Raw genomic sequence first — 13,246 nt, forward strand, 5'->3', positions numbered from 1 at the left:
CATATATGGCTGCAAGTTAATAAATGCCTATAATTTGGTTCCGTTAATTTGTTTTGTATATTTCAATATCAATGCTTTTAAATAAATAAGATCCTTTTGGAAGAGAAGCATATCACCTATTATTCGCATCACCTGGACAGAAATGTGGACATGCTCGTCTACGGAAACTGGGGCTATCCGCTCCTGCTCTTCCCGACCACATTGGGACGATATTACCAGGCCAAAGACATGGGCCTGATTGAAGCTGTAAGACCATTGGTAGAATCAGGAAAATATAAGATATACTGTGTAGATTCCATCGATGCAGACTCCTGGTATGCCAAACATCTGAATCCACAATACAGGGTACTGAACCACATTCAGTATGACAAATTTCTGCATCATGAACTCGTGCCCTATATAAGAAATGAATGTAATGTGGGCAGAATCGGCGTAGCCGGATGCAGCTTTGGAGGGTTTCACGCGGCCAATTTTGCATTCAAACATCCCGATCAGGTGGCCTATATGATTAGCATGAGCGGCGCATTCGACATCCGCAGCTTCACCGACGGGTTTTACGACGACACTGTTTACTTTAATAACCCCGTCGATTTCATGCCTAATGAACAGGGCTGGCGCTATGGCCACATGAAAATCGTTTTGGGCACCTCGGATTGGGATATTTGCCTGGATAGTAATTTAAAGATGTCCAAAATCCTCAATGACCAGGGAATAGAACATTGGCTCGATATTAGAGGGTGGGAAAAACACGACTGGCCGCTGTGGAACAAAATGTTCACGGATTACCTGTCGCGTATCATGTAACAACAAAACAAAAAACCGGATATGAAGAAAATTGGAATTTTGTTTGGAATGGAAAACACTTTTCCAAACGCATTTATTGAAAGAGTAAATAGCAAAGACAGCGGTTTCATCGCAGAAGCCGTGACGATTGACAAAGTAGTTCAGGCCGATCCAACGGAGTACGCGGTGATCATTGACCGGATCTCTCAGGATGTGCCTTTTTATCGTGCATATTTGAAAAATGCCGCATTATCAGGCACGGCAGTCATTAATAATCCTTTTTGGTGGAGTGCGGATGAAAAGTTTTTCAATAATGCACTGGCCGAAAAAATAGGTGTTCCGGTTCCAAAAACGGTGCTGATCCCTTCAAAAGAACGTCCGGAAAATACATCTGAAACATCTTTCCGTAACCTCGCATTTCCAATGGCCTGGGAAGAAATATTTCAATACATTGGCTTTCCGGCCTATATGAAACCACACGACGGCGGAGGATGGAAAAGCGTTTATAAAGTGGTTAATCCGCACGATATGTGGCATAAGCATGAGGAAACCGGTCAGCTGGTCATGATGTTGCAGGAAGAAATAGAGTTTACGGATTATTTCCGCTGCTATTGCATAGGTCAGAAAGACGTGCTGATCATGCCTTACGAGCCAAGAAACCCGCATCACTTGCGCTATGCAGCCGAAATGAAGGCAACTGGCGAAGAAGGCGAAAAACTTTTGGAAACAATAAAAGACTATACATTGAAATTGAATATCGCATTGGGTTACGATTTCAATACGGTGGAATTTGCAGTGCGGGACGGCATTCCTATCGCCATTGATTTTTGCAATCCTGCGCCAGATGCAGACATTTATTCCGTAGGCCGCGACAATTTTGAATGGGTTGTGGAAGCTGCCGCAAATCTGGCCATCGAGAAAGCCAAAGCACATGTTCCTGGTCAAACCAACCTGACTTGGGGAACATTTGTAAAAGACTCAATAGGCATTTCGGCAAAAACTGGCGCTTCTGCTGACATTACTCCGGTCAATGTTGTTGAATCCGCAGAACAGCCCATAGCAACTCCGGCTTCCGCCAAAGAAGTAAAGGTTAAGACGGTTACACCTAAAAAATTACCGAAACTGGTGGAAGATAAGGGCAACCAGCCCGTGCCGAGCGAGCCGACACCAAAAATCCCTACCAAAAAAGCAGCTGCTACCAAAGCGCCTGCGGCTAATTCTAAACTGAAAAAATCTTAATCCATCCGCATACGCACGCTCTATGGCCACTTTCACGCTGGGAATTGAGGAAGAATTTCAGACCATTGATCCTGTAACCAGGAACCTGCGGTCACATATGTCGAAGCTTGTTGAGGATGGAAAGATCACGCTCAAAGAGCGTGTGAAAGCCGAGATGCACCAGGCCGTTGTGGAAGTGGGCACCAATATTTGTCATAATATTCAGGAAGCCCGTGAAGAAGTTACCTATCTGCGGAAAATGATCCTGGACCTGGCCGATAAACAAAACTTGCAAGTCGCCGCAGCCGGAACACATCCGTTCGCAGACTGGGTTGAACAGCTCATCACACCCGACCCGCGTTATGACGAGATTATCGACGAAATGCGCGACGTGGCACGCGGCAACCTGATATTCGGGTTGCACGTGCACGTTGGCATCGAAAACCGGGACGAAGCCATTCAGATCATGAATGCGGTGAGATATTTTCTGCCGCACATTTATGCATTATCAACGAATTCGCCCTTTTGGTGCGGCCGTAACACGGGTTTTAAATCTTACAGGTCGAAAGTTTTTGATAAATTTCCACGGACCGGAATTCCGGATTCCTTCTCCAGTGCAGCGGAATATGATGAATATGTCAATCTGCTGATCAAAACGAAATGCATTGATAATGGCAAGAAAATCTGGTGGGACATTCGCGTCCATCCTTTTTTTGACACCATTGAATTCCGCATGTGTGATGTGCCTATGCGCACGGACGAGACCATTTGCCTGGCCGCCATTATGCAAGCCCTCGTTGCCAAAATCCACAAGCTGCACCGCATGAACCTGACGTTCAGGCCTTATCACCGCATGCTGATCAATGAAAACAAATGGAGGGCGGCGCGTTATGGAATTCATGGCAAGCTCATCGATTTCGGCAAACAGGAAGAGGTTGAATATAATGTGCTGGTTGTTGAGCTTCTGGAATTTATAGAAGATGTGATAGACGAGTTAGGGAGCCGGAAAGAGATCGAATACATTCATCAAATCATGGCTATGGGAACCGGAGCCGACAGGCAACTGGCTGTTTTCGAAGAAACCGGAAGTATGAATGCAGTGGTGGATTATATCGTTTCCGAAACCAGAATCGGCCTGGATTAGCTTGATTTCAATTTTGTGCGAACTAATAGTCCGTCAGGTTGTTAACCATATTTACCCTATTTATTAAAAATAATGTTAACGGCTGACACTAAGCAAGCAGCCCTTGAAGATGAACGATAACAAAAAACATTTCCGGATTGCCATTCTGGACATGTACGATGGCTTCGAAAACGAAGGAATGCGTTGTATTAAGAAAATTATAACTGCATTTGGTGAACGGGAATCTGTGGAGGTTGCCTACACGGTTTTTGATGTCAGACAGAAATTGGAAATTCCGGGAATGGATTTCGATGCATACATTTCAACCGGCGGACCCGGAAATCCTTCCCCGGTGGGCGCGGCCTGGGAGAAGAAATTTTTTAGTTTTCTGGATCAAATGCTGCAATTCAACGCCAGCAGACATAACAAGATCAAAAAACATCTTTTCTTAATTTGCCATTCATTTCAAATGGCCAGCATTCACTGGCAATTGGCGAGTGTGAGCAAAAGACGGAAAACTTCATTTGGGACATTTCCCGTTTACAAAACTGCGGCGGGACATAAAGATTCCCTTCTCGCTGCGCTGGCAGATCCGTTTTGGATCGTTGACTCCCGTGATTATCAGGTTACCCAACCAAATCAATTCGCTTTCGATGATTTGGGCGCCAAGCTGCTTTGTCTCGAAAAGATCCGGCCGCATGTTCCGCTCGAACGTGCTGTCATGGCGATCCGATTTTCTAAAGAAATTGTGGGAACGCAGTTTCATCCGGAGGCAGATGCAGAGGGCATGCTGCGCTATTTTTTACGTGAAGACAAAAAGACCAGCATTATCGCAAATCACGGCGAGGCCAAATACAATGAAATGATCGCGCATTTGAATGATCCGGACAAGATTATGATGACCGAATCGGTTATCATTCCCGCTTTTCTTAAAAATGCTCTGAACAAATCTTTTCTGCCCGCCTATGCATAAGCAAGCCCGCGAAGCATTTAATGAATCATTTACAACTGGTAAATACGAGGCATTTGTAAAATCATTTGAAGCCGACTTTCCCGGTCAGCTTGATTTTCGTGTTGCCGAAACGCCGATTTTTGTTCCGAAGGAGTTATTTGAAAAAATCAACATTGCCTCAGAGCAGATCATTGAAACATTGCGTTCTGCGCAATTTGTAAGTCAAACACAACGGGCCGTTCCGGCAGATCAATCCGTTCCGAATGAGAATGCCCACACATCCTTCCTGGCAATTGACTTCGCGGTTTGCAAAGACGAAGCTGGCAATCTGATCCCGCAATTGATTGAATTACAAGGATTTCCTTCCTTATTCGGTTATCAGGCTTATTTGTCGGAAAACTTCAAAATGCATTTCGAAATCCCTGAGAACTTTGGTTACAGCTTCGGGGCCGGTTCCTATGAAGCGTACGTTGAAAAATTGAAGCATTTAATCCTGGCCGGTGAAGATACTGAGCATGTTATCCTGCTAGAAATATTTCCGGAGAAGCAAAAAACGCGCGTTGATTTTGCAGTGACAGAAGCAATGCTGGGTGTGAAAGCTGTTTGTTATACCAAACTCATTAAGGAAGGAAAAAATCTTTTTTACGAAGAGAATGGCAGAAAAATTCAGGTGAAAAGAATCTACAACCGCCTGATATTCGATGATTTACTTAACTATCCCGACCTGCAAACCAGCTATCATTTAACAGACGATGTGGATGTAAGCTGGGTGGGCCATCCTAACTGGTTTTTTCGGATCAGCAAATTTTCACTCCCCTTCCTTAAAAGCGAGTACATCCCAGAAACGCGATTTGTCAGCGACTATCAAGGTAACTTTCCGGCAGATCTGGAAAATTTCGTTTTGAAACCACTCTTTTCATTTGCAGGCGCAGGCGTGCAGTTGCACATTACAAAAGCCAATTTGACTGCATTACCAGATCCGGAAAACTATATTTTACAGCGCAAAGTAACCTACGAGCCCGTCATTCAGGCGCCGGATGGGTTAGTAAAATGTGAAGTTCGCATGATGTACGGTTGGAATGACAATGCTGAAAAACCCGAATTGTTTGTTGCTTTGAGCAGGCTTAGCCGTGGAGAAATGATCGGCGTTCGTTACAATAAGGATTTCACCTGGGTTGGCGGAAGCGCGGCCTTCTTCGAAAAGTAAATGAAGTTTTATAAATTTAAATAATAAAATACTTTTCAAAAGTATTTAACATTTAGAATGCACATATCCCACCGCCAACATTTTTTTGACCACTTAGCTCAAACTTCCGATTACCCGCTTGCACTTGAAATTGAGAAAGCGGAAGGTGTTTATATGTATGGTCCGGATGGCAAACGCTACATGGATCTGATCTCCGGGATTGCAGTTAGTAATGTTGGGCACAGACATCCCAAAGTGCTCGCGGCTGTGTATGAGCAACTTGAAAAGCATATGCATTTGCTTGTGTACGGTGAATATGTACAAAGCACGCAAGTGCAACTTGCCAAAGCGCTTACTCAAACATTGAAAGTGGAAAGCGAATATCCATCGCCCTATGGCTTGATTGATAATGTGTATTTTACAAATTCGGGAACGGAAGCGGTCGAAGGCGCGATGAAACTCGCGAAACGTTTTACCGGACGCAACGAATTTGTGTCTTGTTTCAATGCTTACCACGGAGCTACGCAAGGTGCATTGAGCCTTGCCGGAGCTGAATTTTTCAAACGAAACTTTCGTCCCTTACTGCCTGGTGTCACCCACATTCAGCATGGATTTCTGCCCGATATTGAAAAAATAACGGAAAAAACTGCCGCGGTTATTATTGAGATTATTGGCGGTGAGTCAGGTGTACGCGTACCATATTCCGAATATTTCCCGGCATTACGGAACAAGTGCAATGAGACAGGTGCGCTTCTGATCTTTGACGAAATTCAAACGGGATATGGCCGTACGGGCTCATTCTGGGCATTTGAGCAATTTGGAGCTTATCCGGATATGCTGCTCAGCGCAAAAGGGATGGGTGGCGGCATGCCTATCGGCGCGTTTATGGCTTCTCAGAACATTATGGAAGTTTTCAAAAACAATCCAATTCTTGGCCATATTACCACATTTGGCGGGCATCCGGTAAGCTGCGCGTCTTCGCTTGCGGCATTGCAGGTTACATTAGATGAAGATTTACCAGTGGCTGCCATTGAAAAAGGCGACCTTTTCAAATCATTGTTAGTCCATCCGGCAATTAAGGAGGTGAGAGGAAGGGGCTTAATGCTCGCGGCAGAAATGGAATCTTTTCCTAAATTGAAGGACACCATTGATCGCTGCATCGAACGAGGCGTGGTTACCGACTGGTTTTTGTTTTGTGATAACGCCATGCGCATCGCGCCGCCGCTTACCATTACAGAAGCTCAGATCCGTGAGGCTTGCGCCGTAATTTTATCAGTTTTGAACGATAGCAACATATGAATCACTCAATCGAAAATCATTTCTTAAAAATTTCCGTACAGGAAAAAGGTGCAGAACTTTGCCAGATCCAGTCCACCATTACCGGAAAAGATTTTTTATGGGATGCTAACCCGGATGTTTGGGCGAGTTATGCTCCCGTACTTTTTCCCGCCATTGGTGCGATCAAGAATGGTTTTGTAAATTATAAAGGCAAGCAATACGCAGTTCCGCGTCACGGATTTATCAGAAACAATGCTGATGTAAAGCTTGTGAACCAAACTGACAATAGCCTGACATTCGGACTTAAATTCAGTAAAAAGACATTAGAAATTTACCCATTTGAATTCGAATTCCGCATCACCTACAGCTTGCTGGAAAAGCGGGTTATTGTCAACCATGAGGTGATCAACCACGGAACGGATGAAATGCTATTCTCACTAGGCGGACATCCCGCATTCAAATGTCCCATGCACGAGGATGAAGCTTATGAAGACTATTATCTTGAATTCTACGCCGTCGAAAATGATTCAACCTGGCTTTTAGAAAAAGACGGCCTGGTAGGAAACACGACCAAACCAATCCTGGAAAATACCAACATTCTCCATCTAAACAGACAGTTGTTTGACAAAGACGCATTGATATTCAAACATTTAGTCTCCAAACAAGTAAGTCTCCGCAGCACCAAATCCCCACAAGTCATCACCGTACATTACGACGACTTCACATATCTCGGCATCTGGGCCAAACCCGGCGGCAACTTCGTCTGCATCGAACCCTGGCTAGGCATCGCCGACTCCGCCGATTCAGATCAGAATTTCGAAACGAAAGAAGGAATTTTAAAACTGCCCGCCGGACAAACGTTTGAGGCGAAGTTTGAGATTGAGATTAGCGAATAATTACAATCACTACAATTTCAGCGCCAGAAGCTCGCTGCCCAACTGATGCAGTGCAGCTTCTATTTTTTTCGCCTGTGCCGGACGAGGTTTTTTCAAGCCTGAGGCATAATGATTCAAGAGCTTCTCGTTGATTCCAGTCAAGCGTGCGATGCCTGTTTGACTAAAAATGCCCTTATAATATTGTAAAAAGCTACCCACATCCAGCCGCCATTCAATTTCATACTCACCTTTAAGAGCAGCGGGAATGTTCTTATTGTCAAATGTTTTGATGATTTCAATACACTCCAATACTGATTTTTTCACATCCTCGATCGTCTCCCCACCGCCATTTATTCCTCTCACATTCTCGGAATGCGCTCCGTAGAAATCTTTACTTCGCCCTATGAGCACCTTAATGATTTTCATCTCTTTTGTATGTCTAAGCCCATAACTTTAATCGCTGCCAAACGCGTAGGCTCCGCCATCTCTCTGGAACCGTGATTAGCCACTGCATAAGTAATGCCTCCTTTTCGGTAAATACAATGGCTGCCTCTCGTTCGTACAAGCAACCAGCCATTACGCCGTATAATGCGGTGAAACTCTGAATATTTCATTGATAGTGTGAGCAAAGTGTAAGCCCAAAGGTATACAATTATATACCATGCCAAATCAATACTCACAAAAAAAGCTCCCGGTTGGGAGCTTTTAGTCTTTTTACAAACCGCTTACTACTATACCGTAGCTTCGATCTGTGCATTTAATTTATCTTCCAAAGTTGTTTTTGGCACAACGCCTACAACTTTATCTACTAATTGTCCGCCTTTAAAGATCATTAATGTTGGGATACTGCGAATACCGAATTTAGCTGGTATCGAAGAATTCATATCCACATCCATTTTACCAATAACCGCTTTTCCTTCGTACTCACCAGCAAGCTGTTCTACAACTGGCCCGATCATCTTACAAGGACCGCACCATTCAGCCCAAAAGTCTACAAGTACTGGCTTATCTCCCTGGATGAGATCTTCAAAGGTGCTATCGGTAATTTCAAGTGCTTTTCCCATGTCGAAAAAATGTCTAATGTTTTTTTATAAATCTGATGTAATAAGGATTATAAGTAACTAAAAGTTCCTGATTCTATCGCCTGCAGGTTAGTTTAAAAAGAATTTTACGCCATGAAATCCATTGAGCACTTTGAACAGTTCATTCGATGGCGCAACGCGGTAACCGCGCGACACCATTTCCACTTCCAGATGCGTTTCCGGATCCACAACCGTCATATTCACCGCACATGCACCCGGATGGTTACCAAAAGTTTCGTTTAATAAATAAATGAATTGTGCATCGATCTGATCTAATGTCAGGTTTATTCGGATCTTCCGGCACATCTTTTCACGAATCTCCGTTAGCAGCTGAATTTGTGAAATCTTAAACTCAAACTGATCTTCCTGTTTCCAGCGGTTCTGCACTTTGCCTTTAATATAAAGGAACTGCCCAACCTGCAAGTAGTTTTTGAACCGGATATAATCCTCGCCTCCCAAAAGCATTTCCATGGAACCCCGGTAATCCTCAATTTTAAAGATCATAAACAAGCTGCCATTCCGCGACATGCGCTCCTGTGCACTCGTAACAATTCCCCCCACATTAATTTCCTTTCCAAAATACTTCGGCGCCTTTTCGTTTTCGCCGATTTCCATCACCTTATCAACGGTGCAGTTACAAAAATTATCCAGCTCCACACGGAATGTGTCCAGCGGGTGCCCTGAAATGTAAAAACCTACAACTTCCTGCTCATAGCGCAACTTAGCAAGATCATCCCAAGCCGCAATATCGGCAGCTTTCGGTTTGGCAATTTCAGCACCGCCACCGGAATGACTAAATAAATCGACCACGCCTCCGCCTTGCGCTTTGTTGGCATAGCGGATCAGTTTTTCAATAAAAGTAAGGTTATCATTAGCATCCGTCGCAAAATACTGGGCGCGGTGATATTCAGGAAAACAGTCAAATCCACCCGCATAGGCCAGACTTTCAATGGTTTTCTTATTGACCGTGCGCAGGTTTACCCGTGTCATAAAATCAAAAATATCCTTGAACGGTCCATTCTGGTTCCTTTCTTCAATAATAGATTCCACAGCCGCATCGCCACTTCCTTTCACACCCGCTAATCCAAAGCGGATTTCACTTTTCTTATTCGCATTAAACTGCCTGTCCGACTCATTAATATCGGGACCTAACACTTTCAATCCCTGCGCTTTACATTCTTCCATGAAGAATGTAATCTTTTCAATGTTGCCCAGCGAGCTCGTTAATACCGCAGACATATATTCCGCCGTGTAATGTGCTTTCAGATAGGCAGTTTGATACGCAACGAAGGCGTAGCAAGTCGAGTGTGACTTGTTAAAAGCATAAGATGCAAACGCTTCCCAGTCTGTCCAGATTTTTTCCAGCTTTTTGGCATCCAGACCTTTTTCAGCGCCGCCTTTCATGAAGTCGCCCTTCATCTTGTTCAGCGTTTCGATCTGCTTCTTACCCATCGCTTTACGCAATGTATCGGCTTGTCCTTTTGTAAACCCCCCCAATTTTTGGGACAAAAGCATTACTTGCTCCTGGTAGACCGTAATTCCATAAGTATCAGCCAGATATTCTTCCAATTCAGGCAAATCATATGTTACTTCCTCCAATCCATTTTTACGGCGGATAAAGTTCGGAATGTACGCGATCGGTCCGGGGCGGTACAACGCGTTCATGGCGATCAAGTGCTCGAAACGATCCGGGATCAAGTCGCGCATGTACTTTTTCATCCCGTCGGATTCAAACTGGAAAATCGCGTTGGTTTCGCCTCTTTGGAACAGTTCAAACACTTTCGGATCGTCCAGTGGAATGTCGTCGATCACAATGTCGACATTGTGGTTTTGCTTGATGAGCCGCAATGCTTCCTTAATAATGGTTAGGTTTCGCAGACCTAAGAAGTCCATTTTAATAACCCCCGCATCCTCAATGATCTTTCCCTGATATTGGGTAATCAAGAAATCAGAATCTTTCGACGTGCTGACAGGAATAATCTCAGTAAGATCGCTTGGTGCGATAATGATCCCGGCTGCGTGAATTCCTGTGTTCCTGACTGTTCCTTCGAGTCGTCTGGCTTCCTGTAAAACACTCGCCTGCAAGTCATTACCCAAAGCAATGGCGCGCATTTTCTTCACATTATCCAACTCCTCAGGCGCAATTCCTTCTTTTTTCGTCAAACTCCCCTCTCCTTCCAGCGGCGCTGTAAAGATCCGGTTGAGCGTCATGTTATAGGTAGGCTTATCAGGAACGAGTTTGGCGAGCATGTTGGCATCTGCGAGCGGCAGGTCCATTACACGTGCTACGTCCTTAATAGCTGATTTCGCAGCCATTGTACCATAAGTCACGATTTGCGCAACCTGATTGTAGCCATATTTTTTAACTACATAATCAATCACTTTCTGACGGCCCTCATCATCGAAGTCCGTATCAATATCGGGAAGTGAAATACGATCCGGATTGAGGAAACGCTCAAAAAGGAGGTCGTATTTAATAGGGTCAATGTTCGTAATTCCGGTGCAATAAGCAACCACCGACCCCGCCGCAGACCCACGTCCCGGGCCAATAAAAACGCCCATTTTACGGCCTGCATCTATAAAGTCGGCCACGATCAGGAAGTAACCTGGGAAACCCATGTTACGGATCGTCTGCAACTCGAAGTTCAAACGATCTTCAATTTCTGGCGTGATCGTGCCGTATTTGAATTTTGCGCCTTCGAATGTTAAGTGCTTTAAGTATTCCCACTGGTTTAGTACATCGGCCGAAAGTTCCTTTTTACCAACCATTTCCGACAGCGTATGCGTCTTAAACTCGTCGGGAATCGGGAAGTTGGGCAGCAGTATATCTTTGCGAAGATCCAGTGCTTTTATTTTATCAACAATCTCATTCGTATTGTCCAGCGACTCGGGCAAGTCATTGAACAGCTTCATCATTTCGCTGGTATTTTTGAAATAAAACTGATCATTGAAAAAAGCGAAACGTGAGCCTTTCGGAATGCCTTTATCATCGTCAAAATCCTTGGCAGAAGGTGTGCTCTGCTTATCCCCTGTGTTGATACAAAGCAAAATATCATGCGCGTTCCAGTCTTCCTGATCCACATAATGCGAATCATTGGAAGCGATAATCTTAACATTATATTTCCTTGCAAATTTTACAAGAACCTGATTTACAATGAGCTGATCCCGGATTTCATGACGTTGCAGCTCAACATAAAAATCGTCACCAAAAAGATCCAGCCACCATTTGAATTCCTTCTCCGCTTCCTCCTCCCCTTTCCTTAAAATGGTTTTTGGAATAATCGCACCAATGCAGCAGGTTGTCGCAATCAGGCCCTTATGATATTTGACAATCAGCTCCTTATCAATCCGAGGGTACTTTCCATACATCCCCTCGATAAAGCCGAGCGAACACATTTTAACCAGGTTTTTATATCCCAATTCATCCTTGGCAAGCAGCAGCTGGTGATGACGTACGTCCTTTTTATCCTTTGTAAACTGGCGGATATGCCGGTCTTCCACCACGTAAAATTCGCAGCCCACAATCGGCTTAATGCCCTGCTTATTGCCTTCCGCCACGAATTCGAACACGCCGAACATGTTACCATGATCCGTAATGGCCACGGCAGGCATATTGTCTTCCTTGGCCTTTTTGAAAAGCTTTTTTATATCCGCCGCACCATCCAGAAGGGAAAATTGGGTGTGGCAGTGCAAGTGTGAAAATTGCATATTTTAAAATTGTGGTTTGGAATTGTAGATTAGTCAGAAAGGCAGGCACGCAAACTCAGGACTCCGCAGGCTGTTCATATATTACATAATTCATATAATCCGTAAAAGGTTTAAGGATGAAAATTCCTTTTACGACCATTTTTCCAAAGTCCTTGGAAGCCACTTCTTTATCCGTGAAAGTGTGGGAGAAAAAAAGTTGTTTTTGTTTCAATAGCTCAATCTCGGGATGATCCTTGGCGTAACCTTTGGGCGTGGTTTTCAAAGCCTCACCCTCAATGTTCGGATAATAGGCCTGAAACTCCTTATCATGGATAATTTGCTTTAACTCATCCGCATTATAATCAATTTCCTGACGAAATCTGGCCAGTTGCTCAGGTGTGGTCTCCCACATGCCTCCGCCCAGAAAGCTTCTGTTGCCAGGCTGGATCTGTAAATAGTAATCGATTTTACCTGCTTTCTTTCCGCCTGGTCCAATGCCCGCGCTAATGTTGTTTTTATAAGGGGTTTTATTTTTTGAAAACCGGATATCGCGGTTGATCCTGTAAATGCATTCTTTCACTTGCAGATTGCCGAGGTCCTGAAATTTGCCTACTTCTTCAATTAGATAAGCCACCAGTTTCTCTAAATCGGCCTTTGCTGCGTCATAATCTGTCCTGTTTTGCTGGAACCATTCTCTGTTGTTGTTTTCGGCTAGTTGACTTAAAAAGTGAAGTGTTTTGGATTCCATCGTATCTTGGTGAAGCTATAAAATTCAAATTTACTACGTTTTGTGATCCAATTTAACGAATTTTGGCAAATTAGAGATCGGAAAACTTCTTAAAAACTGATAATCAGGAGAAAGCTATGAACGTGCAGTTTTTGACAAATGAACGCGGCGAAAACACACACGCTGTCATACCAATCAAGCTCTGGAATAAAATTCAAAGGGATTTGCAAAAGCAGAAATTAAAAGAATCCCTTACTCTGGCTTTCAAGGAAGTAAAGCTGGCGGAAGAGGGCAAAATAGGCCTTGCCAGCATCGACGAGCTTTTCAAATAATTA

Annotated in this window: 13 protein-coding genes; 8 read left to right on the top strand and 5 right to left on the bottom strand. The window is 44.1% G+C overall.

Annotated elements, in window-relative coordinates:
- The first annotated feature begins 96 nt into the window (after nucleotides 1-96).
- The 7 genes from L0659_RS22115 (at nucleotide 97) to L0659_RS22145 (ending at nucleotide 7,436) form a co-directional block, all read left to right on the top strand.
- Nucleotides 97-804, top strand: coding sequence for an esterase family protein (locus L0659_RS22115; protein ID WP_235128755.1), 708 nt, complete (start codon nucleotides 97-99; stop codon nucleotides 802-804).
- 21 nt (nucleotides 805-825) lie between these two features.
- Nucleotides 826-2,022 (top strand): RimK family alpha-L-glutamate ligase, encoded by a 1,197-nt coding sequence (locus L0659_RS22120; protein WP_235128756.1) that lies wholly within the window; start codon nucleotides 826-828, stop codon nucleotides 2,020-2,022.
- 22 nt (nucleotides 2,023-2,044) lie between these two features.
- On the top strand, nucleotides 2,045-3,145 hold the full coding sequence (locus tag L0659_RS22125; protein ID WP_235128757.1) for a carboxylate-amine ligase: 1,101 nt from the start codon (nucleotides 2,045-2,047) through the stop codon (nucleotides 3,143-3,145).
- A gap of 109 nt (nucleotides 3,146-3,254) precedes the next feature.
- Nucleotides 3,255-4,097 carry a type 1 glutamine amidotransferase gene (locus tag L0659_RS22130; protein WP_235128758.1) on the top strand — a complete coding sequence of 281 codons (843 nt, stop codon included), beginning with the start codon at nucleotides 3,255-3,257 and terminating at the stop codon, nucleotides 4,095-4,097.
- A complete protein-coding gene (locus L0659_RS22135) occupies nucleotides 4,090-5,283 on the top strand; it encodes a hypothetical protein (RefSeq protein WP_235128759.1) in 1,194 nt (397 codons plus the stop codon). The genes L0659_RS22130 and L0659_RS22135 overlap by 8 nt, the downstream gene beginning before the upstream one ends.
- Nucleotides 5,284-5,340: 57 nt before the next feature.
- Nucleotides 5,341-6,561: an aspartate aminotransferase family protein gene (locus tag L0659_RS22140; RefSeq protein WP_235128760.1), complete on the top strand. Its 1,221-nt coding sequence runs from the start codon at nucleotides 5,341-5,343 to the stop codon at nucleotides 6,559-6,561.
- Complete coding sequence (locus tag L0659_RS22145; protein ID WP_235128761.1) at nucleotides 6,558-7,436, top strand: aldose 1-epimerase family protein; 879 nt, start codon at nucleotides 6,558-6,560, stop codon at nucleotides 7,434-7,436. The genes L0659_RS22140 and L0659_RS22145 overlap by 4 nt, the downstream gene beginning before the upstream one ends.
- A gap of 9 nt (nucleotides 7,437-7,445) precedes the next feature.
- Here the strand turns inward: L0659_RS22145 and L0659_RS22150 are convergent, their stop codons facing one another.
- The 5 genes from L0659_RS22150 to L0659_RS22165 form a co-directional block, all read right to left on the bottom strand.
- Complete coding sequence (locus tag L0659_RS22150) at nucleotides 7,446-7,841, bottom strand: type II toxin-antitoxin system HicB family antitoxin (protein WP_235128762.1); 396 nt, start codon at nucleotides 7,839-7,841, stop codon at nucleotides 7,446-7,448.
- On the bottom strand, nucleotides 7,838-8,029 hold the full coding sequence (locus tag L0659_RS26560; protein ID WP_409019377.1) for a type II toxin-antitoxin system HicA family toxin: 192 nt from the start codon (nucleotides 8,027-8,029) through the stop codon (nucleotides 7,838-7,840). Before L0659_RS26560 ends, L0659_RS22150 begins: the two co-directional genes overlap by 4 nt.
- Nucleotides 8,030-8,146: 117 nt before the next feature.
- Nucleotides 8,147-8,479 carry a thioredoxin gene (trxA, locus tag L0659_RS22155; RefSeq protein WP_026632915.1) on the bottom strand — a complete coding sequence of 111 codons (333 nt, stop codon included), beginning with the start codon at nucleotides 8,477-8,479 and terminating at the stop codon, nucleotides 8,147-8,149.
- Nucleotides 8,480-8,566: 87 nt separating this feature from the next.
- Nucleotides 8,567-12,205 (bottom strand): DNA polymerase III subunit alpha, encoded by a 3,639-nt coding sequence (gene dnaE, locus L0659_RS22160; RefSeq protein WP_235128763.1) that lies wholly within the window; start codon nucleotides 12,203-12,205, stop codon nucleotides 8,567-8,569.
- A 55-nt stretch (nucleotides 12,206-12,260) separates the two neighbouring features.
- The gene (locus L0659_RS22165) at nucleotides 12,261-12,932 is read right to left on the bottom strand and encodes a DUF2461 domain-containing protein (RefSeq protein WP_235128764.1); all 672 of its coding nucleotides are present in this window, start codon (nucleotides 12,930-12,932) and stop codon (nucleotides 12,261-12,263) included.
- A 116-nt stretch (nucleotides 12,933-13,048) separates the two neighbouring features.
- Between L0659_RS22165 and L0659_RS22170 the strand changes: the two genes are divergently transcribed.
- Nucleotides 13,049-13,243, top strand: a complete 195-nt coding sequence (locus L0659_RS22170; protein ID WP_235128765.1) for a hypothetical protein — start codon at nucleotides 13,049-13,051, stop codon at nucleotides 13,241-13,243.
- Nucleotides 13,244-13,246: the final 3 nt, after the last annotated feature.

This window comes from Dyadobacter sp. CY347, from assembly GCF_021502655.1.
In the GTDB taxonomy this organism is placed as follows: domain Bacteria; phylum Bacteroidota; class Bacteroidia; order Cytophagales; family Spirosomataceae; genus Dyadobacter.

Excerpts from the sequence above, each read along its gene's own strand:
- L0659_RS22120 (WP_235128756.1), top strand. The coding sequence starts at position 826 with ATGAAGAAAATTGGAATTTTGTTTGGAATGGAAAACACTTTTCCAAAC.
- L0659_RS22125 (WP_235128757.1), top strand. The coding sequence starts at position 2,045 with ATGGCCACTTTCACGCTGGGAATTGAGGAAGAATTTCAGACCATTGAT.
- L0659_RS22130 (WP_235128758.1), top strand. The coding sequence starts at position 3,255 with ATGAACGATAACAAAAAACATTTCCGGATTGCCATTCTGGACATGTAC.
- L0659_RS22135 (WP_235128759.1), top strand. The coding sequence starts at position 4,090 with ATGCATAAGCAAGCCCGCGAAGCATTTAATGAATCATTTACAACTGGT.
- L0659_RS22140 (WP_235128760.1), top strand. The coding sequence starts at position 5,341 with ATGCACATATCCCACCGCCAACATTTTTTTGACCACTTAGCTCAAACT.
- L0659_RS22145 (WP_235128761.1), top strand. The coding sequence starts at position 6,558 with ATGAATCACTCAATCGAAAATCATTTCTTAAAAATTTCCGTACAGGAA.
- L0659_RS22150 (WP_235128762.1), bottom strand. The coding sequence starts at position 7,841 with ATGAAAATCATTAAGGTGCTCATAGGGCGAAGTAAAGATTTCTACGGA.
- L0659_RS26560 (WP_409019377.1), bottom strand. The coding sequence starts at position 8,029 with ATGAAATATTCAGAGTTTCACCGCATTATACGGCGTAATGGCTGGTTG.
- trxA (WP_026632915.1), bottom strand. The coding sequence starts at position 8,479 with ATGGGAAAAGCACTTGAAATTACCGATAGCACCTTTGAAGATCTCATC.
- dnaE (WP_235128763.1), bottom strand. The coding sequence starts at position 12,205 with ATGCAATTTTCACACTTGCACTGCCACACCCAATTTTCCCTTCTGGAT.
- L0659_RS22165 (WP_235128764.1), bottom strand. The coding sequence starts at position 12,932 with ATGGAATCCAAAACACTTCACTTTTTAAGTCAACTAGCCGAAAACAAC.
- L0659_RS22170 (WP_235128765.1), top strand. The coding sequence starts at position 13,049 with ATGAACGTGCAGTTTTTGACAAATGAACGCGGCGAAAACACACACGCT.